General features: G+C 68.3%; 22 protein-coding genes and 1 other RNA gene. 8 read left to right on the top strand and 15 right to left on the bottom strand.

Annotated features, from left to right (window positions below; genetic code table 11):
- Positions 1-8 precede the first annotated feature (8 nt).
- Entirely contained in the window at positions 9-1,349 is a 1,341-nt protein-coding gene (locus tag AC6EH9_RS16415) for a glutamine synthetase family protein (RefSeq protein WP_498424580.1), read from the bottom strand.
- 21 nt (positions 1,350-1,370) lie between these two features.
- Positions 1,371-3,419: an NAD(+) synthase gene (locus AC6EH9_RS16410; RefSeq protein ID WP_498424579.1), complete on the bottom strand. Its 2,049-nt coding sequence runs from the start codon at positions 3,417-3,419 to the stop codon at positions 1,371-1,373.
- Positions 3,420-3,559: 140 nt separating this feature from the next.
- Here AC6EH9_RS16410 and panB point away from each other — a divergent pair, with 140 nt between their 5' ends.
- Both panB and AC6EH9_RS16400 read left to right on the top strand, forming a co-directional pair.
- Entirely contained in the window at positions 3,560-4,447 is an 888-nt protein-coding gene (gene panB / locus AC6EH9_RS16405) for a 3-methyl-2-oxobutanoate hydroxymethyltransferase (protein WP_498424577.1), read from the top strand.
- An 18-nt stretch (positions 4,448-4,465) separates the two neighbouring features.
- Positions 4,466-5,620: a PQQ-dependent sugar dehydrogenase gene (locus tag AC6EH9_RS16400; protein ID WP_498424575.1), complete on the top strand. Its 1,155-nt coding sequence runs from the start codon at positions 4,466-4,468 to the stop codon at positions 5,618-5,620.
- 6 nt (positions 5,621-5,626) lie between these two features.
- On the opposite strand, the gene AC6EH9_RS16395 is transcribed toward AC6EH9_RS16400, so the two are convergent.
- Positions 5,627-5,893, bottom strand: coding sequence for a hypothetical protein (locus tag AC6EH9_RS16395; protein WP_498424573.1), 267 nt, complete (start codon positions 5,891-5,893; stop codon positions 5,627-5,629).
- The gene (locus AC6EH9_RS16390) at positions 5,890-6,105 is read right to left on the bottom strand and encodes a hypothetical protein (protein WP_498424572.1); all 216 of its coding nucleotides are present in this window, start codon (positions 6,103-6,105) and stop codon (positions 5,890-5,892) included. The genes AC6EH9_RS16395 and AC6EH9_RS16390 overlap by 4 nt, the downstream gene beginning before the upstream one ends.
- Positions 6,106-6,129: 24 nt before the next feature.
- On the opposite strand from AC6EH9_RS16390, the gene map reads away from it, so the two are divergent.
- Positions 6,130-6,978 (top strand): type I methionyl aminopeptidase, encoded by an 849-nt coding sequence (gene map / locus AC6EH9_RS16385; protein ID WP_498424570.1) that lies wholly within the window; start codon positions 6,130-6,132, stop codon positions 6,976-6,978.
- Between the two features lie 24 nt (positions 6,979-7,002).
- Here the strand turns inward: map and AC6EH9_RS16380 are convergent, their stop codons facing one another.
- Positions 7,003-7,485 carry a tetratricopeptide repeat protein gene (locus AC6EH9_RS16380; protein WP_498424569.1) on the bottom strand — a complete coding sequence of 161 codons (483 nt, stop codon included), beginning with the start codon at positions 7,483-7,485 and terminating at the stop codon, positions 7,003-7,005.
- Positions 7,486-7,523: 38 nt separating this feature from the next.
- Here AC6EH9_RS16380 and rnpB point away from each other — a divergent pair.
- Positions 7,524-7,930, top strand: an RNA gene (gene rnpB, locus AC6EH9_RS16375) — RNase P RNA component class A.
- 28 nt (positions 7,931-7,958) lie between these two features.
- A complete protein-coding gene (locus AC6EH9_RS16370) occupies positions 7,959-8,315 on the top strand; it encodes a hypothetical protein (RefSeq protein ID WP_498424568.1) in 357 nt (118 codons plus the stop codon).
- A 4-nt stretch (positions 8,316-8,319) separates the two neighbouring features.
- Here the strand turns inward: AC6EH9_RS16370 and AC6EH9_RS16365 are convergent, their stop codons facing one another.
- The 6 genes from AC6EH9_RS16365 to AC6EH9_RS16340 form a co-directional block, all read right to left on the bottom strand.
- Positions 8,320-8,694 carry a hypothetical protein gene (locus tag AC6EH9_RS16365; protein WP_498424567.1) on the bottom strand — a complete coding sequence of 125 codons (375 nt, stop codon included), beginning with the start codon at positions 8,692-8,694 and terminating at the stop codon, positions 8,320-8,322.
- A gap of 154 nt (positions 8,695-8,848) precedes the next feature.
- Entirely contained in the window at positions 8,849-10,483 is a 1,635-nt protein-coding gene (locus tag AC6EH9_RS16360; protein WP_498424566.1) for a translation initiation factor IF-2 N-terminal domain-containing protein, read from the bottom strand.
- A 196-nt stretch (positions 10,484-10,679) separates the two neighbouring features.
- Positions 10,680-11,963, bottom strand: coding sequence for an ApeA N-terminal domain 1-containing protein (locus AC6EH9_RS16355; protein WP_498424565.1), 1,284 nt, complete (start codon positions 11,961-11,963; stop codon positions 10,680-10,682).
- A 147-nt stretch (positions 11,964-12,110) separates the two neighbouring features.
- Positions 12,111-12,734 carry a DUF8453 domain-containing protein gene (locus tag AC6EH9_RS16350; protein ID WP_498424564.1) on the bottom strand — a complete coding sequence of 208 codons (624 nt, stop codon included), beginning with the start codon at positions 12,732-12,734 and terminating at the stop codon, positions 12,111-12,113.
- Between the two features lie 329 nt (positions 12,735-13,063).
- The gene (locus AC6EH9_RS16345) at positions 13,064-13,627 is read right to left on the bottom strand and encodes a hypothetical protein (RefSeq protein WP_498424563.1); all 564 of its coding nucleotides are present in this window, start codon (positions 13,625-13,627) and stop codon (positions 13,064-13,066) included.
- 94 nt (positions 13,628-13,721) lie between these two features.
- Positions 13,722-14,669 carry an alpha/beta hydrolase gene (locus AC6EH9_RS16340; RefSeq protein ID WP_498424560.1) on the bottom strand — a complete coding sequence of 316 codons (948 nt, stop codon included), beginning with the start codon at positions 14,667-14,669 and terminating at the stop codon, positions 13,722-13,724.
- A gap of 111 nt (positions 14,670-14,780) precedes the next feature.
- Between AC6EH9_RS16340 and AC6EH9_RS16335 the strand changes: the two genes are divergently transcribed.
- Together AC6EH9_RS16335 and AC6EH9_RS16330 are read left to right on the top strand one after the other, a co-directional pair.
- Positions 14,781-15,299, top strand: a complete 519-nt coding sequence (locus AC6EH9_RS16335) for a TetR/AcrR family transcriptional regulator (protein ID WP_498424559.1) — start codon at positions 14,781-14,783, stop codon at positions 15,297-15,299.
- 425 nt (positions 15,300-15,724) lie between these two features.
- Positions 15,725-16,552: a GIY-YIG nuclease family protein gene (locus AC6EH9_RS16330; protein ID WP_498424558.1), complete on the top strand. Its 828-nt coding sequence runs from the start codon at positions 15,725-15,727 to the stop codon at positions 16,550-16,552.
- 28 nt (positions 16,553-16,580) lie between these two features.
- On the opposite strand, the gene AC6EH9_RS16325 is transcribed toward AC6EH9_RS16330, so the two are convergent.
- The 4 genes from AC6EH9_RS16325 to AC6EH9_RS16310 form a co-directional block, all read right to left on the bottom strand.
- Positions 16,581-17,537: an NAD(P)-dependent alcohol dehydrogenase gene (locus tag AC6EH9_RS16325; protein ID WP_498424556.1), complete on the bottom strand. Its 957-nt coding sequence runs from the start codon at positions 17,535-17,537 to the stop codon at positions 16,581-16,583.
- 190 nt (positions 17,538-17,727) lie between these two features.
- Positions 17,728-18,051 (bottom strand): hypothetical protein, encoded by a 324-nt coding sequence (locus AC6EH9_RS16320; RefSeq protein WP_498424555.1) that lies wholly within the window; start codon positions 18,049-18,051, stop codon positions 17,728-17,730.
- A 201-nt stretch (positions 18,052-18,252) separates the two neighbouring features.
- Entirely contained in the window at positions 18,253-19,167 is a 915-nt protein-coding gene (locus AC6EH9_RS16315) for a DUF480 domain-containing protein (protein WP_498424554.1), read from the bottom strand.
- A gap of 110 nt (positions 19,168-19,277) precedes the next feature.
- Positions 19,278-19,679 (bottom strand): VOC family protein, encoded by a 402-nt coding sequence (locus AC6EH9_RS16310; RefSeq protein ID WP_498424552.1) that lies wholly within the window; start codon positions 19,677-19,679, stop codon positions 19,278-19,280.
- Between the two features lie 755 nt (positions 19,680-20,434).
- On the opposite strand from AC6EH9_RS16310, the gene AC6EH9_RS16305 reads away from it, so the two are divergent.
- Complete coding sequence (locus AC6EH9_RS16305; protein WP_498424551.1) at positions 20,435-22,306, top strand: RecQ family ATP-dependent DNA helicase; 1,872 nt, start codon at positions 20,435-20,437, stop codon at positions 22,304-22,306.
- The last annotated feature ends 7 nt before the right edge of the window (positions 22,307-22,313 follow it).

Here is a 22,313-nt window from a genome sequence, read left to right as displayed (position 1 = left end):
GGGTCAACCTAGATGACCGGCAGCATCCGGTCGCGCTCGAAGACGCTGACCTGGCCGCGGTACTCCTCCCACTCCGCGCGCTTGTTGCGCAGGAAGAAGTCGAAGACGTGCTCACCGAGGGTCTCGGCCAGCAGCTCGGAGGACTCGGCGACGGCGATCGCCTCGGCGAGCGACTTGGGCAGCGGCTCGATGCCGAGGCTCTTGCGCTCGCGCTCGGTCAGCGACCAGACGTCGTCCTCGGCCTCGCGGGGCAGCTCGTACTCCTCCTCGATGCCCTTCATGCCGGCGGCCAGGACCACCGCGAACGCCAGGTAGGGGTTGCAGGCGGCGTCGAGGGTGCGCAGCTCGATGCGCGTGGACTGGCCCTTCTCGGGCTTGTACATGGGGACCCGGATCATCGCCGAGCGGTTGTTGTGGCCCCAGCAGATGTACGACGGGGCCTCCCCGCCGCCGATCAGCCGCTTGTAGCTGTTGACCCACTGGTTGGTGACGCAGGAGATCTCCGGCGCGTGGCGCAGGATGCCGGCGATGAACTGGCGACCGGTGCGGCTCAGCTGGTACTCGGCGCCGGGCTCGTAGAAGGCGTTGCGGTCGCCCTCGAAGAGCGAGACGTGGGTGTGCATGCCCGAACCGGGGTGGGTGGTGAAGGGCTTGGGCATGAACGAGGCCCAGATGCCCTGGCTCAGCGCGACCTCACGGATGACGGTGCGGAAGGTCATGATGTTGTCGGCGGTGCTCAGCGCGTCGGCGTAGCGCAGGTCGATCTCCTGCTGGCCGGGGCCGCCCTCGTGGTGGCTGAACTCCACCGAGATGCCCATCGACTCGAGCATGCCGATCGCCTCGCGGCGGAAGTCGGCGCCCATCGACTGCGCGGTGTGGTCGAAGTAGCCGCTGCGGTCGACCGGCACCGGGTCCTTGCCCGGCTCGGGGGTGTCCTTGAACAGGTAGAACTCGATCTCGGGGTGGGTGTAGAACGTGAACCCCTTGTCGGCCGCGGCGCTCAGCGTGCGCTTGAGCACGTAGCGCGGGTCGGCGTACGACGGGCTGCCGTCGGGCATCACGACGTCGCAGAACATCCGCGCCGTGGAGGGGCCGTCGCCGCTGCGCCAGGGCAGGATCTGGAACGTCGAGGGGTCGGGCATGGCGAGCATGTCGGCCTCGTAGACCCGGGCGAAGCCCTCGATCGCGGAGCCGTCGAAGCCGATGCCCTCCTCGAAGGCTCCCTCGAGCTCGGCCGGGGCCACCGCGACGGACTTGAGGTAGCCCAGCACGTCGGTGAACCACAGCCGCACGAAGCGGACGTCGCGCTCTTCAAGAGCGCGGAGAACGAAGTCTTCCTGCTTGCCCATGGAGCAACTATGGCGTATGCCTCACCGCGGTTCGCCGGAGGGCACGTTCTCCAGCTCCGCGAGCCAGGCGGCGGGGCTGGCGTCGGACGGCATCCGCCAGTCGCCCCGCGGCGACATGGTCCCGCCGGGCGACACCTTCGGCCCGTTCGGCAGCGCCGAGCGCTTGAACTGCGAGGCGAAGAACCGCTTGACGAAGACCTCCATCCAGCTCTTCACTTCTGCCAGGTCGTAGGCCTTGCGCCGGTCCTCGGGGTAGCCGGGGGGCCACTCGCCGGCCGCGGCGTCGCGCCAGGCGTGCCAGGACAGGAAGGCGATCTTGCTGGGCCGGTAGCCGCGCCGGATCACGTGGTAGAGCGTGAAGTCCTGCAGCGCGTAGGGACCGACGGAGTCCTCGGTGGCCTGCGGCTTCTCGCCCTCCCGGGTGGGCACCAGCTCGGGGGTGATCTCCAGGGCCAGGATGTCGCGCAGCACCTCGTTGGTCTCGTCGGTGAACTGCCCGCTCTCGATGACGTAGCGGATCAGGTGCTGGATGAGGGTCTTGGGCACGCCGGCGTTGACGTTGTAGTGCGACATCTGGTCGCCCACGCCGTAGGTGCACCAGCCCAGCGCCAGCTCGGAGAGGTCGCCGGTGCCCAGCACGATGCCGCCGCGGTGGTTGGCGAGCCGGAACAGGTAGTCGGTGCGCAGGCCCGCCTGGACGTTCTCGAAGGTGACGTCGTAGACCTCCTCGCCGTCAGCGAAGGGGTGGTCGAGGTCGTCGAGCATCTGCCGGGCCGCGGGGGTGATGTCGATGGTCTCGAACGTCACGCCCAGCGACTCCGAGAGCCGGGTGGCGTAGCCCTTGGTGGTGGCGCCGGTCGCGAAGCCGGGCAGCGTGAAGGCGTGGATGTCGCTGCGCGGGCGCCCGAGGCGGTCCATCGCCTTGGCCGCCACGATCAGCGCGTGGGTGGAGTCGAGGCCGCCGCTGACGCCGATCACGATCTTCGGCTGGCCGATCGACTCCAGGCGCTTCTCCAGGCCGGAGACCTGGATGTTGTAGGCCTCGTAGCAGTCCTGGGCCAGCCGCTCCACGTCGTCGGGGACGAAGGGGTAGCGGTCGACCTTGCGGCGCAGGCCGATGTCCCCGCTCGGGGCGCCGAGGAGGAAGCCGATCGTGCGGAACTCGGCGATCCGGTCCGCGAACGAGCGGCGGTTGTCGTCGAAGGTGCCCATCCGCAGCCGCTCCTGGCGCAGCTTGTCCACGTCGATGTCGGCCACCGAGCGGCGGGGGCCGTCGGGGAACCGCTCGGTCTCCTCGAGCAGGTCGCCGTTCTCGTAGATCATCGTCTGCCCGTCCCAGGACAGGTCCGTGGTGGACTCCCCCTGCCCGGCGGCGGCATAGACGTACGCCGCGGAGCAGCGCGAGCTGGCGCTGCGGCACAGCAGGTGGCGGTCCTCGGCCCGGGCGATGGTGATCGGGCTGCCGGACAGGTTGGCCAGCACGGTGGCCCCGGCCAGCGACGCCTCGGCGCTGGGCGGGATCGGCACCCACAGGTCCTCGCAGATCTCGACGTGCAGGACCAGGCCGGGCACGTCGCCGGCGGCGAAGAGCAGGTCCGGCCCGAGCGGCACCTCGCGTCCGGCCAGGGTGATCGTGGCGCCGCGCAGGTCGTCGCCGGGGGCGAACCAGCGGCGCTCGTAGAACTCGCGGTAGTTCGGCAGGTGCGACTTCGGGGCGACGCCGAGGATCTCGCCGCGGTGGATGACCACGGCGGCGTTGAGCAGCCGCAGCCCGGCGCGCACCGGGGCGCCCACGACCAGCACCGGCATCAGGTCGGCCGAGGCCGCGACGATCTCGGCCAGCGCCGCCTCGGTTGCCTCCAGCAGGGTGTCCTGCAGGAAGAGGTCGTCGCTGGAGTAGCCGGTCAGGCACAGCTCCGGGAAGACGGCGATCGCCACGGACTCGTCGTGGCAGGCGCGTGCCTGCTCCAGGACGCGCGCCGCGTTGGTGGCGGGATCGGCGACCGAGACCGGAAGCGTCACCGCCGCGACGCGGGCGAAGCCATGGGCGTAGGCCGAGTAGAAGTCCACGCCGGCGAGTGTGTCACGTGGCCTGTCCCACGAAACCCGGCGTGAGCGTCGCCACAGCCCATCGGCAGCCGCCCGGGACTAGCCTGTCGGTGGTCCGTGGACTCCACCCGGGAGCCGCGAGAGCACACGAGGTGAACCCCATGAGCGAGCAGAACGCCGCTTCGGCAGCGAGCGGCGAGGTAGCCGCGCCGTACGGCACCGGGCCCGCGAAGCCGGCCGGCACACCGGCGCCGATCCGCCGGATCCGCACCCACCACCTGCGTGAGATGAAGCAGCGCGGCGAGCGCTTCGCGATGCTGACCGCCTACGAGCAGTACGCCGCGCAGACCTTCGACGAGGCCGGCATCGAGGTGCTCCTGGTCGGCGACAGCGCCTCCAACAACGTCTACGGCAACGAGACCTCGCTGCCGGTGACCGTCGACGAGCTGATCCCGCTGACCCGCGCCGTGGCCCGCTCCGCGCACCGGGCGCTGGTCGTCGCCGACCTGCCGTTCGGCTCCTACCAGGCCTCCCCCGAGCAGGCCTTCCACACCGCGGCGCGGTTCATGAAGGAGGGCCTCGCGCACGCGGTCAAGCTCGAGGGCGGGGTCGCGATGACGCCGCAGACCAAGCTGCTGACCGACGGCGGCATCCCGGTGATGGCGCACATCGGCTTCACCCCGCAGTCCGAGCACAACCTCGGCGGCTACCGGGTCCAGGGCCGCGGGGACTCCGCGGCGCGGATCATCGAGGAGGCGCGCGCGTTCGAGGAGGCCGGCGCGTTCGCGCTGGTGATGGAGATGGTGCCCGGCGACGTGGCCGCCCAGGTGACCGAGGCGCTGTCGATCCCCACCATCGGCATCGGCGCGGGCTCGCGCTGCGACGGGCAGGTGCTGGTCTGGCAGGACGCGTTCGGGCTGCGCACCGGGCGGATGCCCCGCTTCGTCAAGCAGTACGCCGACGTGCACGGGGTGCTGCTGGCGGCGGCACGCGAGTACGCCGCGGACGTCAAGGCCGGCACCTTCCCCGGTCCCGAGCACACCTTCTGAGGCCGTAACCTGGGTCACATGCGCCTGGCACTCGGAGCCCTCACCCTCGCCCTGGTCGGTTCGTTCACCCCGGCGGTGGCCGTCGCGCCACCAGACACTGCGCCGGCAGTGCAGCGGGCCGCGGCCCCGGCACTGTCGGTGACGCGTGCCGTGGGCGGCCTGACGCTGCCCTGGGACGTGCAGACCATCGGCGGTGGCGACCTGCTGATCACCGAGCGCGAGTCCAAGCGGTTGCTGCTGCACGCCGATGGCCGGACCACGCCGGTCGCCTTCCCCTCCGGCACCGTGTGGGCCAGCGGGGAGACCGGGCTGATGTCGCTGGCGGTGGACCCGGGGTTCGGCACCAACCGGCGCTTCTACACCTGCGCGGGCGGCTACCGCTCCGGCGGTGGGAACGACGTGCGCGTCACGGCGTGGACGCTGAGCGCCGACGGCAGCCGAGCGACGCTCAGCCGGACCCTGCTGGCCGGGCTGCCGGCCACCACCGGGCGCCACGGCGGCTGTCGGTTGCTGATCACCCGCCAGGGCGCGCTGCTGGTCGGCACCGGCGACGCCGGGGTGGGCCACAACCCCCAGCGGCTCGGCTCCCTGGGCGGCAAGGTGCTGCGGCTGAACCGGATGACCGGGGCGCCGTGGCCGCAGAACCCGTGGGCGAAGTCGGGCAACAAGAACCGCCGCTACGTGTTCACCTACGGCCACCGCAACGTCCAGGGGCTCGCCCAGCGCGCGGACGGCAGCCTGTGGTCGGTGGAGCACGGCAGCTACCGCGACGACGAGGTCAACCGGCTGCGCCGGGGCGGCAACTACGGCTGGAACCCGGTGCCGGGCTACAACGAGTCGGTGCCGATGACCGACCAGTCGCTGCCGGGTCGTCAGGTCGCGGCCCGCTGGCGCTCGGGCACGCCCACCATCGCCACCTCCGGGGCGGCGTGGGTGCGCGGGAAGCGCTGGGGCGCCTACAACGGCACGCTCGCGGTGGCCGCGCTGGCCGGCGAGCGGCTGGTCTTCATGAAGTTCGACCGCGCCGGGAAGCTGCGGTGGGCGCGGGCTCCGCGGGCGCTGCGCACCCTGGGCCGGCTGCGCTCGGTGACCCGGGCGCCGAACGGCGACCTGCTGGTGACCACGTCGAACGGGTCGAACGACGCCGTGCTGCGCGTCTCGCCGCAGCGCTGAGAGGGCTCAGGCCCCCCAGCCCCACCAGAGCGCGCCGGCCGCGATCGCGCCGATCCAGGCGAGCAGCGCGACCAGCGGCAGCGCCGCCACCCGGACCGGGTGCGGCGTCCACCAGCGGGCGCCCAGGACGAGCAGCACCAGCCAGAGCGCCAGGAGAGCGGCGACGCCCCACCAGGGCGCGACGGCTCCACTGGCGGCGTACACGAAGAACATGCAGGCCAGACCGCCCATCCCCAGGAACGGCCAGGGCGGCGCCGCGGTGTTGCGGCTCACGCCTTGGGCTCGGGGCCGGGCTCGCCGTCGACGTCGTCGTTCCAGTCGGGGTCGTTGTCCCACGACTCGTTGCGCTCGGCCACCGTCTCCAGGGCCCGGGCGGCCTCGGCCGCGGAGGCGTAGGGCCCGAGCCGGTCGGCGTTCTTGCAGCCGTCGCGCTCCTCGACCACGTGGTGGGTCAGGCAGAACCAGTACTCGCGGGGGTCACTCATAGCGGCGAAACTACACTCGCCCCCATGTCCGCCATAGCTCCTGCCACGATCTCGCCGCAGCGCCGCGTGCCCACCCACATCCCCCGGCCCGAGTACGTCGGCAAGGACGCCCCCGCGAAGTTCACCGGCAGCGAGGTCAAGGACGCCGAGACCATCGAGCGGATGCGCGCCGCCGGCCGGCTGGCCGCGCAGGCCCGCGAGCTGGTCGGCAGCCACGTGGCGCCGGGGATCACCACCGACGAGCTGGACCGGATCGGGCACGAGTTCCTCTGCGACCACGGCGCCTACCCCTCGACGCTGGGCTACCGGGGCTTCCCCAAGTCGCTGTGCGCGAGCGTCAACGAGGTGGTCTGCCACGGCATCCCCGACAGCCGAGTGATCGAGGACGGCGACATCGTCAACATCGACATCACCGCCTTCCTCAACGGGGTGCACGGCGACACCAACGCCACCTTCCTGGCCGGCGACGTCGACGAGGAGTCACGGCTGCTGGTCGAGCGCACCCGCGAGGCGCTCGAGCGCGGCATCCGCGCGGTCAAGCCGGGGCGGCGCCTCGACGTGATCGGCCGGGTGATCGAGTCCTACGCGAAGCGCTTCGGCTACGGGGTGGTCCGCGAGTTCACCGGGCACGGCATCGGCACGTCGTTCCACAGCGGGCTGGTGGTCCCCCACTACGACGAGTCCGGCTACGACGACCTGATCCTGCCGGGGATGACGTTCACCATCGAGCCGATGCTCAACCTGGGCACCCACGAGTGGGAGATGTGGGACGACGGCTGGACGGTGGTGACCCGCGACCGGCGCCGCAGCGCGCAGTTCGAGCACACGCTGCTGGTCACCGCGACCGGCGCCGAGGTGCTCACCAACCCCTGAGCCCGGCCGGGCCCTTCGCGCGGCTCAGCGCAGGTCGTCGAGGGAGCCCTCGGGGCTCTGCGCGAGCAGCCGCTCGACGCGCAGCACGGCCAGCTCGTGCTCGGGGTCGCCGCTCATCGCCGCGGCCAGGCGTAGGTGCGGCAGCGCCTCACGCATCCGGGACTGGCGCTCCAGGCTGCGGCCCAGCGCGTGGCGGACCCAGTCGTCGTCGGGCAGCAGCTCGACCAGGTCGCGCAGCTCCGCCTCCGCCTTGACCAGGTTCGCGCGCATCAGCAGCGCCCATGCCTTGAGGACGCGCAGGCCGGTGGCGTCGGGGTCCTGGGCCAGCGCGGGCTCGATGATCTCCAGCGCCTCGCGCGGGGCGCGGCGGACCAGCAGGTCGTGCGCGGTCCGGTACGCCGCGACCGGGCTGTCGGCCTGGCCGGGGAACACCACCGCGGGGGCCGGCAGCTGCTCGTCGTACTCCATCGTCGTCCTCTCCGTGTGGTGGCGTGGGGTCAACGTCATGCTCCGGCGCGTTCTTCCCCTATCCTGACTCACGCGGATGGGCTGGCCGGGCGACCGCGTCGTCCTCTCACGAGGATGCCGAGGAAGGTCCGGGCTCCACAGGGCAAGGTGGTGGGTAACGCCCACCCGGGGTGACCCGCGGGACAGTGCCACAGAAAACAGACCGCCTCCCGGCTTGCCGGGCGGTAAGGGTGAAACGGTGGTGCAAGAGACCACCAGCGCTCCGGGCGACCGGAGTGGCTAGGTAAACCCCACCTGGAGCAAGATCAAGAAGCCGTTCCCTCTCCGGAGGGGCGGTGCGCGAGTGTTCGAGGGCGGCCCGCCCGAGCTCGCGGGTAGATCGCCCGAGGCTGTCGGCAACGGCAGCCCTAGATGGATGGTCGCCAACCGTGTGGTCGCGAGGCTGCATGGCGAACAGAACCCGGCCTATGAGCCAGCCCCTCCGCACCCTCTCCCTAGGGCAGGATGGCCCGATGTCGACCACGCCCCTGCGGACCACGCGCCGGGCCTCCTCCGTCGCCGCCGCCTGCACGGCCGCAGTGTTCCTGGTGACCTACGCCTACGGCTTCCTCCAGCAGAACGGGGTCTGGGACGTCGAGGAGACGTGCGAACTGGACGCCGGCGTGCCCTTCGACGTGGACTACTACGCCGCACACGTGGACGCGCCGTGGTGGACGTTCACCAACCCCTGCAACGCAGAGCACGACCTCGTCCCGTCCTGGGTGACACCGACCGCCTGGACGTCCTTCACCCTGTGCGCCGTCCTCACCGTCACCGCGATCGGGCTGAGGATCGCGGCCTCGAGGCGTGCGGCTGCCGAGGCACCATGACCGGTCAGTCCAGCGGCCTGTCGAACCTCAGGAAGAGACGGACCTCGTCGCCGACGACCTCCAGACCTGAGCACACCTTTCGACGATCGAGCAGGCTCCGGGCGGCGCAACTCTCACCTGTGCTGTTGATGCCTGCGGCGACCTCCGCCGCCGACCAGGCGTGCGGCCCGCTGACGGTCCATTCGCGCCAGCAACCACCGGAAGCGCAGTTCACCCTCGGGTCGGTGGCGGCGAACCCATCGGGAAGGGGCGGCGCATCCGTCGCGGGCGGTACAGCAGTCTCGTCGATCGCTAGCCACAGCACGGGCGCGGTTACAGCGGTTGCTGCGAACGCGAGTGCCGACAGCACGATCACGAGGATGGCGGCGGTGCGACGCATCTGTGGACTGTAGGCCGCCGCACGCTCGTTGGCATGTGTGGACGGGCTGGGACTTCGATCGCTATCACCCGCAATCGGATGGGGGGCGTGCTGGGACGACCTGCGTGGCGCCTTGGTCACCCACGCATATCGCCCACTATGACGCAACTGGCGCTCAAGCCGGACCCTGGCTCAACCGCAATGCGATCGCCCTGTCCACGAGCGAGCTGACCGTGGCGTTCATATTGACCAACTTGATGCGCCGGTTGAAGACGTTGAACCCCATCTCCGCGAACATCTTGCCGATCACCTCGTCGGCGAAGCTCGAAGAGACGACCGCCTGACCTTCGAAGTCCAAGACCACGTGCGGTACTCCATCGTTCAGCACGTTCACGATGAGCGTCTTCAGTTCGCGGGCGGCTTTTCGACTCCCCGAACCTCCCGCTTGGTTTCGGATGCTGATTACGTGCTCACCGTCATCCGACTCCAAGCTCTCCAGAAACATGTTCGTGGGGCTGTAGTTCAGCGCATCCCCAAGACTCACCGGCTTGTCGATCTGGAGTTGGAAATCGACTGTCGTTCCGTGATTGTCCGGCCCAACAAACTCCTGATCGTTGGCTCCTGAGAATCGGTCACCCTCGAGGAGCATCCGACCCCTGCCAGACGTAAGGTTCATCCGGCCACCGTTCTGCTCGAGGATCTTTACTAGACCGAACAAGCCATTACCTTGGTTAGTCTTGTCATCGCGCGTAACTCCCTCTCTCACCGCGAGGGTTAAAGCGTCGAAGGAGGTCGCGGGCTTGTACTTTGCTGACGACGCTAAGGAGCGTTGGACGCCGATGCCCGTGTCCGACACACAAACTGCTAGGCGTTTGCTGCTGGCATGGATTTGAAGCATCGCGAATCCGGCGCCTGACTTCGAATGCTGGGTGACATTGTCAAGGACCTCCATCAGGCACCACTCCAGCGCTTCCAGAACGCCTTCCCGGCACTCGACCTTCCGCCGAATACAATCCATGAAGGCAGTCGTCAACGCGCTTGCTTGATGGTGGTCGAAGTACACCCATATACGCGACAAGGGTTCGTTCAGATCGTCGAGGTTCGTCCTACTAGCTTCGAGTGGATTCCGCAGTCTCATCGTGTCCGCGATTCGGGGCATGTTCGCCAAGTCAACCGAGACGCCCTCGCGTCGAAAGTGCTGGACGATGGCCACCGCCGGAACAGCAATACTCGGATAGAACCCACTCGCGTCCGAGAGATCGAACAACAAGCGCTCGCCGTCGCGCTGAGCTCGCTTGCACTCCCGCAGGACTGTCCGGACATCGCGATCGCTGGACAAGGAGTGAATGGTTACCGTCCGAGGTGCTTGGGCACCGGCCGCCGATCCCGGCAGGTTGGGAGGGGACACAAGAGTCTGCGGCAACGATGCGGTGGCCCGCGGATCTCCCTTCTGAGGTGCCCTTGGTTCAGGCGCGCGGCTGCTGGCCCTGGGCTCCGGCACGCCTGTCCGTCTGACAGCAGCATGTGTCGCAGCTTCGCGTGCCGCCGTCCGGCGTGCGAAATCGCTCTCCGGTGGGGATGTCGCTGGCGGCGGGGACGGAGCACCTGCCACCGACGGCACGGCGCCCGTCTTGCTTACCCGGTCGAATCCGCGTTCAGCGAGATGTTTCCGGAGGCGCATCTCAGCCGGAAGATTGACGGTAGATGATGCACTTTTAACGAACTCGCCCAAGTCCTTGAGCATCGCGAGGATCGTCTTCGACTCAACGCCGAACTCCTTCGCAAGTTCGTGGACCCGCGTCTTCGCCATCGATCACTCCTTGTAGGTCCCGGTGCAGGCTAGTTCGTGCAACCGACTGGGCGAGGGACTACATCGTGGCCCTAGGCGGTGGCGTTTGAACAACCGCCGGCCGGGTTACCCCGTCTGGCACCGACGGGTTAGGGCCGCATCATTCAACCGCGTTACATCCCTCGTCGTCGCTCCGTAGCCCCGTCTGGTAGCCAGTTCATGGACGAGATGTTCCAAGAACTTCGCGCACGTTGCCTCCAAGAACCCCCAGTGACGTACCGAAGAGGTGCCGGCTCGGCTGCGTGGTGCCCGCGCATTTGTCCAGGATCGCGGCGGTCAGTAGCCACCGACCGGTGATTTCGAGCGCACTTACGAGGTTGGGGTCAAGGTCATCCTCGGGCTGGTGCTTCACGTGGTTGTACGACGCCCAGAATTTGCTCAGCCAGACGTTCGAGTCACCGATCCAGTCGCCCCAGGATGGATCGACTATACGGACGATTGCACCGGGCAGGTCCTCGTCCTTGACCTTCTTCGCCCAGTCGTGGCCCCGTCGGTGCGCCGCTACCCACGACTCCATGGCGGCTGCCGTCGAGAGAAGCCGAGCCTCTGGGGTCTGGTTCGGCTCGAGCACGTGCCGCACGACCGGGGTCACCGCGCGCCGATGACTCCGCACAATCTCGACCCACCTAGCAACCGACCCGAGGCCGCCGAGTTGGTCAAGGCCAATGTGGGGGAAGAAGTGCGCGACGTCGTGCGAACCGTCTGCCGACATGAAAGATGTCTCCCAGAAGCCGCTCCAACTCGAGTCTGCAGTCAATCTCGCGGAACCCCCGAACGCGTGAACCCGCTCGCGGTGCGCGATGTTGAGGAGCGCGTGAACGGCGTCGAGCCGACCGATGTGGTCGTGGATGCTGCGTCGATCAGAGGACTCGACGGTGGCAATGAGCGGGGTGGCGAAGGTCCGACGATCAAACCCACCCCCCACGCTCCAACCCGTGCTCAAGCGCAGGGTGAATCCGTCGTCGAGTGGGACGGTGATTCCCTCGGCGTAGCGAAGCTCGGCGCTCCAGCCAACGTGCTTGCCGTCTTCGATGAGCGGGTCGTCCCGGTAGATCTGGTCGGGAAGCCAATTGTGCAGACCGTGGTAGGCGAACTGCACCGCGACGACCTTGTCGGCGTCGACCAGCTCCAGGTCGAGGTCGACGATCACCCCGTGCGCTGCGTACTTGGCGACCTTGAGCTGGCCCGCACCGTTTCCTCGAGTCCTGATATCGACGAGCAGGATGTCACCCGCCTCCGTGCTTCCGCCGACGGCGACGGCGTCGATCGGGAGCCTCTCGTTATCGAACGCCTCATCGTCGGCGACCAGCTTTGCGACGACGGCGTCTGCGCCCAGTTTGATCAGCCCGGTGAGGAGCCGATCCTGCGGCGGCTCCGTCGCTGGCGCCAGGAGTCCGACCACTCCCTCGCGTAGTTGGTCCATCTGTTCGGCCCGCCTCACGGCTTCCTCACCTCTTGGCTGCGCGAATGCACTCTCTGCTCCCCTCGATTTAGTTGAGAGTCACCTTGCAGGACTCCTCCGACACCGGGTCTGCTGCATGAATCGATGCCAGCACGACCTAGCCCATTCCGCGTCTGCATGCTCGGCCTACTGCCGGAGCATTCCAACGTGGGTGTTCAGAGTGCGCAGCGCCCGGTCAATGTTCGCCAGACTCTCTTCGGACTTGGTGAGGCTCGAACTCGAGATCTTGCTTCCTGTTGACGGGGAGGGCGCCACGGGCCCGTATCCCTCTGTCACAACTTCGAACTGGTCGAAGTACTCGGTCCCCCCGACATCGTTGTAAGTGGCGGTCACATTCACATCGGAGTCAGCACCCGCGACCGTCCGCCCAGGATCTCCCTCCATCCGCCACATCACGCGACGTCGCGCACCTGGCGGAAGCGTGTGGGATCGCGACAAGAACTGGGACAAGCGCTCGCTGATGTGATCGTCCGCATCTCGTGCCGCGAGCGGCCCGGCATCGATGCGGACGTTGCGCGCGATCGAGCGGCCAACGTTCTCGATGGTGATGTCCCAGAATCCATTTCCATGAAGCCCTGGGGCGAGATCGATGTTCACGTAAGGGCGGGTCTGTCGAGCACTGTCGGTTGCGAGCAACTTCAATTGTGCGACCGAGGCTCGGAAGGCCGTGAAGGCGAATACAGCAAGACCCAACGTCCCGATCGCTGTCGCGATGCCGGCACAAACAGTCAGCCACTCAAACGTCGTCATGACGGCTAGTGTGCACGGACGCGCCGAGAGTGAAGTCGCTACCGATCCACCGCTGTGGGCCGTCCTTCCGACCGCCTGCCTACACCCGTCGGATCTGGGTACGGGCTCGCTCTCGCTGATACGTCTTCGAGGGGCTCAACGCGCCAGTGCGTCTTACCACCGCCTGTGGCCGTAACGACCCTGTTGTTGCCGGTGTGGTGTGCCTGTCCGCGCCCTCGCCATCGCCGCAGTCCGTGCCTCGCGCAAACACACGGCTTCACAGTCCACCACAACCGACACCGGTAGCACGGGTAACGGCGCATCGCTTTGGTCCGGCGCGGTCGGCTGGCTTAAGGCCTGGGCAACTGCGGCAGCGTAGGTAGAGCGGGCGGCACAAATGTGAGCGCGGGATCCTCGAGGTGGTCCTGCAAAACCTTGATCACCCCGTCGCCATAGCCAGCGAGCGCCTTCTGGTATCCCTGCACGACTGGATACGTGGACGTCAACTCGTCCGCCGTCACCAAGAACTGCGAATCACGGACCCACTGCCGCCAAGCGAGGGACGTGTCGTAGAAGTCGTGGACCACGCGATAGCTGGGATAGCGGCCTAGTGGCACGTAGGTAGTGAACAACGCATTACGCATGCGCCACAGCACTGCCGTGCCCGCCAAGCCCCTCCTACGTCCGCAGACATCGTCGCGAAGATTGCTGACTTCGACCATGAGCTGAGCAGCGGCGGCAGCGCGCTCGTCCGCTGCCTTCCGTGCGTCGACTTCTCGCAGCTCGTCGCGGCGGGAGCGCTCGCCGTACCGGTACGCCAAGAGCACGCCAAGTAACACAGTAAGGGCCCCCAGAACTGCGCCGAGAAGCGTTGATGCCCATCCCGACCATGCGTCGGCCGACTCCATCTGCATGAGGCGACGTTACTGCCGCGATCGTGCGACCCGCGTCCTTCCACCGCGAGTCGGACGCACGGATCTGAGGATGAGCGGACGGCCTGCCTTGCCCTCAGTGGAGGCCTCGCACCGGGACCTGGCCGCGCAGGAAGTCCAGTTGGTCGCTCACCACTTGCTCGAAGTGGGGTTCCACGTAGGGGTCGAAGTGCCCGCAGTCGTAGACGCGCACGGTCGACTGGGGCATCTTGGCGGCGGCTCTCTCGGCCACTGGGCGGGGCGTGACGGTGTCGTGGGCGGCGATCTGGACCAGCGCGGGGCACGTCACGCGATCTGCATACCTGGCTGGCGAGTAGAGGCCGATCTTGAGAGTGACCCGGGCTGCGACGTAGGCGGGGTAGTCATCCTCGACGAGACCTGATGCCTCGATCTGCCGGGCGAGACCTGGCGCGGCGTCGGGGGTGGTCATGACGGCGGTCGTGCCGGGCTCACCCACGGCCTCGACGTAGACAGGAGTTCGTCGGCGCAATGCCGCGACTTGGTCGAGCACAGCTGGGCGCAGGAGACGCAGAGCCGCGACGATGCCCGTCGCCCGCACCGCTGCGGGACCACTGACGTGCGGGACCTGCGCGATGATCGCGGCTAGCCTCTCTCCCTGTCCCGCCAGGGTGAGGACGTGGCCACCGCCGAACGAGGTGCCCCACGCGATGAGCCGCTCGGGGTCGGCACCCGGCAGTGCGCGGGCGAAGCCTAGCGCGGACCGCCAGTCCTGAAGCTGCATGGCGACGTCCAGCACCTGTCGGGGACTGCCCTCGCTCTCCCCGAACCCGCGGTAGTCGAAGACCACGACCAGGTAGCCGGAGGCGACGAAGCGCTCGGCATAGGCATAGAGCCGCAGCGCCCGGACACCGCCGAAGCCGTGACCCATCACGATGACCGGCCTGGGGTCGTCCGCAGCCGAGGGGTGTGCGCTTGGGCGATAGACGCGGGCCGCGCACGCGGTCCCCTCGGATCGGAATGTCTGCTCCGAGGTGGTGAACGGGAGATCGGACGGCTCTGGCACTGGCTCTCCTGGCTCGTCTTGAATGGCGCGCAAGAGAGCCTCGCCGACTCTTGAACCGCGGTCAAGATAAGGTGACCCATGCCTCGAAACCGCCGCCAGCAGGACCCCGGGGTGAAGCGCGCCGAGATCGTCGATGCCGCAGCAGGACTGTTCACCGAGGCCGGCTACGACAACACCTCCATGGCCAAAGTCGCAGCAAGCGCCGGAGTCACGACGAACACGATCTACTGGTACTTCAAGGACAAGGACGCGCTTCTCGTCGGCGTACTCGACCACCTCCTCAGCGAGTCGCTGGCGGCCGCTTCCCTCCACGCCGGCGAGCCCTGGGTCGACCAGGTGCTGTGGGCAGTCGAGCAGCTCGACCAGTACAACCGGCTCGTCACGGACGTCCACGCCAGAGCCTCCACCTCGCCCGCCATCGAGGCCTGGCACAAGAGCTTCCACGACCTCATGGACTCGCTGATGGCCAAAGGTTTCCGCGGAGTCGGCGTAGCAGAGGCCGACCTGGACGCGATGAACCGAATCGGCGCCTTCGTCGTCGAGGGCCTCCTGATGCACCCACACACGGGGCCGAGCCGACGTGAGATCGTCGAGCAACTTGCCCGTCCTCGTGGAGATCGAGGCGCGTAGCTCGCCCGTCGCTCAGCTTGCATCAACGTCCGCAGCCGCGATCCGCGCGTATGCCTGGTGCGTCTAAGCGCCGTCTGCCGGCCGCGCGGTTCTGCCGAGATCCGGCCGTGTTACGCATCGCTTCAGGTACTGTCCTCGTGCGGTCATCTCAGCGGTAACAAAGGCGCAGAGGGGTCCTCGGCAGAGCCGAGAACTAAGGCTGAGTGAAGTCCCGGCCTCGCTCTAACCAGTGCCTCCCCGGAAGGCGCCGCACTCCGCGCTCAGCAGCGCAAGACGCACGATCTGCCGCGATCCGCGTATGCCTGGTGCGACTTAGCGCCGCCCGCGGGCGACACCCCGAACGTCCGCTCATGCAGGCCGATGTCCACATGACCGCCCGGCGCGTGCGAGCCCGCTATATGACGCGGCCTGCCTATGGTCCATCCATGGAAGCCATCCCGCTCGCCGCGCTCCTCCCCGCCGGGCTGGACCCGACCGCCTTCAAGGTCCACTTCGCAGTCTGGAACGGCGTCAAGCACCCGATCGACGTCCTAGCGAGCAACCAAGAGGAGTGGCAGGGCTGGAACTCCTGGCGTAGCGGGAAGGACGACTTCAACCGCGAGTTCATTTTCTCGCTCGCCCAGGACAAGCACGACGCGAGCCTCTGGCTCTTCGGCGGGATCTGGGAGGTCCTAGAACGCCGACCCGAGCAGCAGGCGCATTCGTACACCGTGGCGCTCCGTGAGGACCTGATGGGTCCGTTCATGCGCCGTCTCTATATCCGCCACAAGCGGACCGGTAGGAACATCCGACGCACGATGGAGTCGGTGCTGCCCACGATGACCGTCTCATCGATCTTGGAAGAGCCGTTTACCGGTGACCCCTTCCCGGGACACGACCGAATCAACCACAGCCTCGCCGACCTCCAGGCTGTCGTCGCGCAGGCCCGGGCCGATTGGCGAATCGCGTTGGAGAGCATGAAGGGCGTCTACGTCATCCACGACAAGGAGACCGGGCAGCGGTACGTCGGTTCCGCCTACGGGGACACCGGCGTCTGGCAGCGGTGGGCGACGTACGCGGCCACGCTGCACGGCGGCAACGTCGGCCTGAAGGAACTCGTCGACGAGAAGGGCGAGGAGTATTACCGGACCAACATGCGGTTCGCGCTCCTGGAGTATTGGTCCATGCGGACCGGTGACGATCACGTCCTGGAGCGGGAGTCGTACTGGAAGGACGTGCTTCACGCGCGATCACTCGGACACAACAAGAACTGACCGGAGCGAGCGGATCTGCGCAGCGACTCTATGACGGCACGATCACGACCTTGCCGAGCGACTGCCCTTCTCCGACGTACGCGAGCGCGGCAGGGGCCTCCTCGAGCGAGAAGGTCCGGTCGATGGGAATCACTATCTCCCCCGTAGCGCACCGCTCGGCGAGCGGCTGGAAGCGGACCGGGCCTCCCTTCACGGCGAGCACCCCGATGGAGCGGCGGCTGAGGAGCCCGACTGCCGAACCGGCGGTGAGCACCCGGAGCAACGTGCCGACCGACCCACCTACACACCGGTAGCGGCCCCCACGATTCAGCGCGCGCCGGTAGGCGAAGACCGACCGATGCGCGACCAGGTCCAGGATCAGGTCGAAGGGCTGGGACAGGCGCGTGAAGTCGTCCGCGGTGTAGTCGACCACGTCGTCGGCGCCCAGGGACCGCATGAAGTCCAGCTTCTTGCCGTTGTCGACGCCGGTGACGTGGGCGCCCGCCCGCTTCGCGAGCTGGATGGCGAACGCCCCCGAGCCTCCGCCGGCCCCGTTGATCAGCACCCGCGACCCTGACCGGGCCCAGCTGGTCCCTTGCCAGGCGATCGCTCCCGACTGCGGGACGGACGCGGCCTGCGCGAACGTCAACGCAGACGGCTTACGGGCCAACACCGACTCCGGTGCCACGGCATACTCCGCGAAGCCGCCCTTGAGCGCGAGGTTGTCGCCGTACACCTCATCCCCAGCGCGGAAACGGGTCACCCCCTCGCCGATCGCCTCGACCACGCCGGCGATGTCCGAGCCGAGCGTCGGGCGCGCCGGAGAACGCAAGCCACCGATCCGCGCATAGACGGGCGAGCCACGCAGGCACTCCCAGTCGCTGAGGTTGATCGAGGTCGCCGCGACCTTGATCAGCACCTGACCGGCGGCGGGCGACGGCAACGGCACGTCCTCAATGCGGAGCACCTCAGGACCGCCGTACTGGCCATAGATGACAGCTCTCACTTCGCCGCTCCCGCCTTGGGGCCCTGCAGAGCCCCGCCCCAGCAGGGTAGGCGGCGAGCTACGACTTGTCTGGCCCACGCGGCGCTCCAGCCGGTGCGTCAAGCCACCGCGAGCCGGCGCGGTGGCACCGTTGCTGGTCTCGTCCTAGGAAAGGAAGAACACTCTCTCCGCGGCTAGCTGACGCGCTGGGTCAGTCGCCTACCGTGGCGGTGAGCGCGAGCCAGCCCTGGAGCACCGACCCGAGGATGAAGAAGGCCAGTGCCGCGCCGACCCTCGGCGCCTTGTCGATCAGCGCCTTGATCACGTCGCTCCCGGGTAGATCGATCTTCGTCCCGGCTGCGTCGGTGATCGAAACCGTTGGCGCCGACTTGAACTTCGTCACCGCCCAATCGGCGATGTCTACGAGGACTAGTGCGACTCCGATAGCGATGCAGATGAATACAACGGCGCCCTTCCTTTGTTGCTCCTCCCGAAGTGTTGCTCGACGGTAGGGCTGCTTGACGTACGGCGTCATGACCCGATTGCGGCACGCGAAACGGGGCAGCCGATCCTTCGGGTATGACCACGCGGCATCTCTCCTTGCCGAAGCCCGCCAAGGTGGTCATGGCGATCGCCGCCAACCAATCGAGTCCTAGCGCCCGTCGAATGGCATGTCCGCGGGCCGGCTTCACGTGTCCCCGAAGAGGCGTCTATCCGCCGCGGACGACCAAGGCCCTCAGCTTGCGTGGTGCTGAACGACGTTGAGCACGTTGCCATCGGGAGCGCGGACGAAGAAGCGAGTCACGCCCCATGCCTCGGTTGTCAGGGGATGCACGATCTCGTACCCGCGCTCCTGTGCTTGGCGGTAGGCGGCTTCGACGTCGTCGACCATGACCGAGACCACGGGGTCCACGGGCGCGGTGGCATCGCTGGTCATCACCTGGAGCGTCGCCCTGGATACCGGCGACGTGTGGCGGGCCACCCAGCCCAGGTTGAACTCCTCTTCGGCTAACCCGAGGTAGTCGCTGTAGAAGCCCCTGGAGGCGGGGAGGTCGGGTACGTGGAGGTCGGCGATGATCTGCGTGACGCGGATGCGTGACGGGTCGGCACTCCCAGCTCGGGCCGTTTCGCCTGAGTTCTGCTCCGACACGGCGCCCAGGAGGTGGATCCAGCGAGGATCCTGCTGGCCCGACCGGCGCTCGAGTTCGCGTACCAGCGGTTGCGGGCGGCTCGCCATCCGGTGCAGGCACTCCTCGACCTGGCCCCGGTCGGCGAACCGGTGCAAGCGCTCGGTGCGGGTGCGCAACTCACCCGGCGCCTGCGCGCCGCGTAGCAGCAGCACCGTGAGCAGCGCCCGCTCGTCGGGCTCGAGGGCGAGGTGCTCGTCGAGGATCTGGTGGTACTTCAGTGTCCGGCGCCCGGTGTCGGACCACACGATCCGCAGCAGCCCGCGTTCCTTGAGCGACTTCGCGGTCCGTTCGACGATCTGCTGGTCGAGGTCGGTGACGGGGTCGCGGCTGCTCGTCTGGTTGCACGCCGACATCAGTGCGTTCGCGGAAAGGGGATAGGTGGCGGGCACGGTCGTCTGCTTCTCCAGCAGGCTGCCGAGGATGCGCTGGTCAGTCGCATCGAGGACGGGGAGTTCTCTCACGTCACGACCTTAGGTCTGCCTGGCACGATGCGGATCAAACAGCGTCTATTCACCGCGAATCAGCGTGGAGCCGCGCAGTCGATCAGTCGGCGACGCCCCTGCCGTGTTGCCTAGCCTGCGAACGTTGCGAAGGTCCAATGGTTGCCGTCGGGGTCAGCCACCGTGAAGTCGCGCGACGGATAGTCGGTCTGGTCGACGATCTCGCGCACGACTCTCGCGTCCAGTGAAATTGCGCGAGCCAACACCGCGTCTGGATCTGCGGTCACCACGTGCAGCGAGGCGGTCCCCGGCCTGCACGGTGTGGGTCGCTCACCGGTGCTTGAGAGCAGGATCCGCCCACCCTCGGGCCAGTCGAGCTGGCAGTGGTGAATGGCATCCACACGCTCACCGGGAATCAGAAGGTCTTCGGCGAACCCGAGTTGGAGCAGCCAACCGCGAAGGGCCTGGGCGTCATCGCTGACGAGGCTCGCCCAGACGCTGTGCTGCAACACCCGACTAACCCGGACGGTCATGATTGTCAGCGTACGTCTCACGCGCCCGACAGTGCCTGCATCCTGCCGGGCCCCGCCACCCTGAGGGGCCTCGTACGCGCTCCGAATCAGTCACGCTGTAGTCGGCGTACGGCCGGTGCTCGGTCGATGCGGCGGCCGTCACTGATGCCGAACTGAACGAAGATCTCCGGCTCTCGGTGTCCCCGCAGACAGCGAGTGGGAACGGCGAGCCGAATGCGCGCCTGCTCCCACGTACCTTCGACACCTCGACAGCGACGCGGGGCCGCATCGAAGTGGTCGAAAAAGAGGAGCTTGGTGCGTGCTGCTCGTCCCCGTCTCTTGCTGATCTCGACGACATAACCAGCCTCGAATATCTCGAAGCGCGAGATGCTGAGCGAGGCAGTCCCATTCCGCCGAAGCCCCGGAACTTGGGCCGTGACCGCGACTTTTTCGGACGTATGCACGTATCGCGCGCTCTTAATGTCAATCCCGGCCGGAGCGTCGTTCAACCTGTCCTCACGAGTAACTACCTCAGCCGAGGCAATCCCTGCCGGGATGGTGAGCATGAGAGTGACTGCGGCGATCAAGGCACCGGACCTATTCATTCACGCAGGATGACACGAGGATCTGGTTCGCCACCTGCGGCCTCGGGTGCCACGAGGGATCCGAGGGCTGCTTTGGCCAGTCCCTCCTCCTCACGCCGCTGACCTGCCCAGATGCAGGCCGCCCGAGGGGCGGCCGCCGTCCCGGGTCGACGATACGAGACGGTAGACCCCGTGCGCCGCCCCGACCTGACTCCGCTCCAGGTCCTGAGGACCACCTTCGGCCACCAGGCGTTCCGCGGTCCACAGGCCGCCATCGTCGACACCGTCACGGCCGGCGGCGACGCCCTGGTGCTGATGCCTACCGGCGGCGGGAAGTCGCTGTGCTACCAGATCCCGGCGCTGGTCCGCCCCGGCACCGGGATCGTGGTCTCGCCGCTGATCTCGCTGATGCAGGACCAGGTCGCCGCGCTCGCGGCGCTCGGCGTGCGGGCGGCGTTCTGGAACTCCGCGCTGACGCCACCCGAGCGCGACGAGGTCGTCCGCGCGTACGGCGCGGGCGAGCTCGACCTGCTCTACCTCTCCCCCGAACGGCTGGCGGCCCCTGGCACGCTGGAGCTGCTGGGCCGGGCCCCGATCAGCGTGATCGCGATCGACGAGGCGCACTGCGTCGCGTCCTGGGGGCACGACTTCCGGCCCGACTACCTGACGATCTCGCGGCTGACCGCGCAGTTCCCAAACGTCCCCCGGATCGCGCTCACCGCGACCGCCACCACCGCGACGGCCGCCGAGATCGCGGACCGGCTCGACCTCCGCCTGGGCGACGACGACGCCGGCCGGTTCGTGGCGTCGTTCGACCGCCCCAACATCGAGTACCGGATCGTCGCGAAGACCGATCCGCATGCCCAGATCCTCGACTTCCTGACCCGCGAGCACGCCGGTGAGAGCGGCATCGTCTACTGCCTCTCGCGCCGCTCCGTCGAGGAGACCGCGGCCTTCCTGACCCGCCAGGGCATCGAGGCGCTGCCCTACCACGCGGGCCTGCCCACGGCCGTGCGCGCCGAGACCCAGGCCCGGTTCCAGCGTGAGTCGCCGCTCGTCGTGGTGGCCACGATCGCGTTCGGGATGGGCATCGACAAGCCCGACGTCCGGTTCGTCGCGCACCTCGACCTGCCCAAGTCCGTCGAGGGGTACTACCAGGAGACCGGCCGCGCGGGCCGCGACGGCGCCCCGGCGACCGCGTGGCTGGCGTACGGCGCGGCGGACGCGGTGCGGCTGCGCGGGTTCATCGCCCGCTCCCCCGGCGGCGCCGCCCAGCGCAAGGTCCAGACGGCGAACCTGGACGCGATGCTCGCGCTGTGCGAGACGATGCGCTGCCGGCGCGCCCAGCTGCTCACCTACTTCGGTCAGCTCACCGTGACCGCCTGTGGGAACTGCGACACCTGCACGAGCCCGCCCGAGGACTACGACGCGACCGTGCCTGCGCAGGAGCTGCTCACCGCGGTGGCGCGGCTCGCGCAGAGCCGGCAGGTGCTCGGCGTCGAGCCGCTCATCGAGCTGCTGCGCGGGGAGGGCTCCCCCACCACCGAGCAGGAGTGGCGCGCCGTGGTCCGCCAGCTCGTGGCGCAGGGCTACCTCTCCTGCGACGTCCGCGGCCGGCAGACGCTGCACCTCACCGACACCTCGGCGCTGCTCCTGGACGGCGAGGTGAGCCTCCGGCTGCGCAAGGAGACGCCGGTGGCCGCGGCGCCGGCCGCGCGGGCGGCACCGCGCGCCGCCCGCGCCTCCCGCCGCCGTGGTCGTCGCGGCCGCACCAAGCGCAGCCGCAAGCGCAGCACCCGCAAGACCACGGCCCCCGCACCGCTCGTCCTGGGCGACCTCGACGCGGACGCCCAGGCCCGCTACGGCGCCCTGCACGCGTGGCGCTCCGACCAGGCGCGCGACCTCAGCCTCTCGCCGTTCCTGATCCTCAACGAGCGCACCCTGCTCAGCATCGCGCAGCAGAACCCGAGCAACCCCGACCAGCTGCTCGACATCGTCGGCATCGGCCCGCAGAAGCTCCAGCGCTGGGGTGCGCCCGTCCTTGGGGTGCTCGCCGACGCCTGACCCGGCT

Source organism: Nocardioides sp. Z21_20, assembly GCF_059766585.1.
The sequence above is the reverse complement of the archived record's forward strand: the minus strand, read 5'-3'. Positions and strand labels throughout refer to the sequence as shown.

Coding starts and splice junctions, on each gene's coding strand:
- AC6EH9_RS16415 (WP_498424580.1), bottom strand. CDS start 1,349: ATGGGCAAGCAGGAAGACTTCGTTCTCCGCGCTCTTGAAGAGCGCGAC.
- panB (WP_498424577.1), top strand. CDS start 3,560: ATGAGCGAGCAGAACGCCGCTTCGGCAGCGAGCGGCGAGGTAGCCGCG.
- AC6EH9_RS16400 (WP_498424575.1), top strand. CDS start 4,466: ATGCGCCTGGCACTCGGAGCCCTCACCCTCGCCCTGGTCGGTTCGTTC.
- AC6EH9_RS16390 (WP_498424572.1), bottom strand. CDS start 6,105: ATGAGTGACCCCCGCGAGTACTGGTTCTGCCTGACCCACCACGTGGTC.
- map (WP_498424570.1), top strand. CDS start 6,130: ATGTCCGCCATAGCTCCTGCCACGATCTCGCCGCAGCGCCGCGTGCCC.
- AC6EH9_RS16380 (WP_498424569.1), bottom strand. CDS start 7,485: ATGACGTTGACCCCACGCCACCACACGGAGAGGACGACGATGGAGTAC.
- AC6EH9_RS16370 (WP_498424568.1), top strand. CDS start 7,959: ATGTCGACCACGCCCCTGCGGACCACGCGCCGGGCCTCCTCCGTCGCC.
- AC6EH9_RS16365 (WP_498424567.1), bottom strand. CDS start 8,694: ATGCGTCGCACCGCCGCCATCCTCGTGATCGTGCTGTCGGCACTCGCG.
- AC6EH9_RS16360 (WP_498424566.1), bottom strand. CDS start 10,483: ATGGCGAAGACGCGGGTCCACGAACTTGCGAAGGAGTTCGGCGTTGAG.
- AC6EH9_RS16350 (WP_498424564.1), bottom strand. CDS start 12,734: ATGACGACGTTTGAGTGGCTGACTGTTTGTGCCGGCATCGCGACAGCG.
- AC6EH9_RS16345 (WP_498424563.1), bottom strand. CDS start 13,627: ATGCAGATGGAGTCGGCCGACGCATGGTCGGGATGGGCATCAACGCTT.
- AC6EH9_RS16330 (WP_498424558.1), top strand. CDS start 15,725: ATGGAAGCCATCCCGCTCGCCGCGCTCCTCCCCGCCGGGCTGGACCCG.
- AC6EH9_RS16320 (WP_498424555.1), bottom strand. CDS start 18,051: ATGACGCCGTACGTCAAGCAGCCCTACCGTCGAGCAACACTTCGGGAG.
- AC6EH9_RS16310 (WP_498424552.1), bottom strand. CDS start 19,679: ATGACCGTCCGGGTTAGTCGGGTGTTGCAGCACAGCGTCTGGGCGAGC.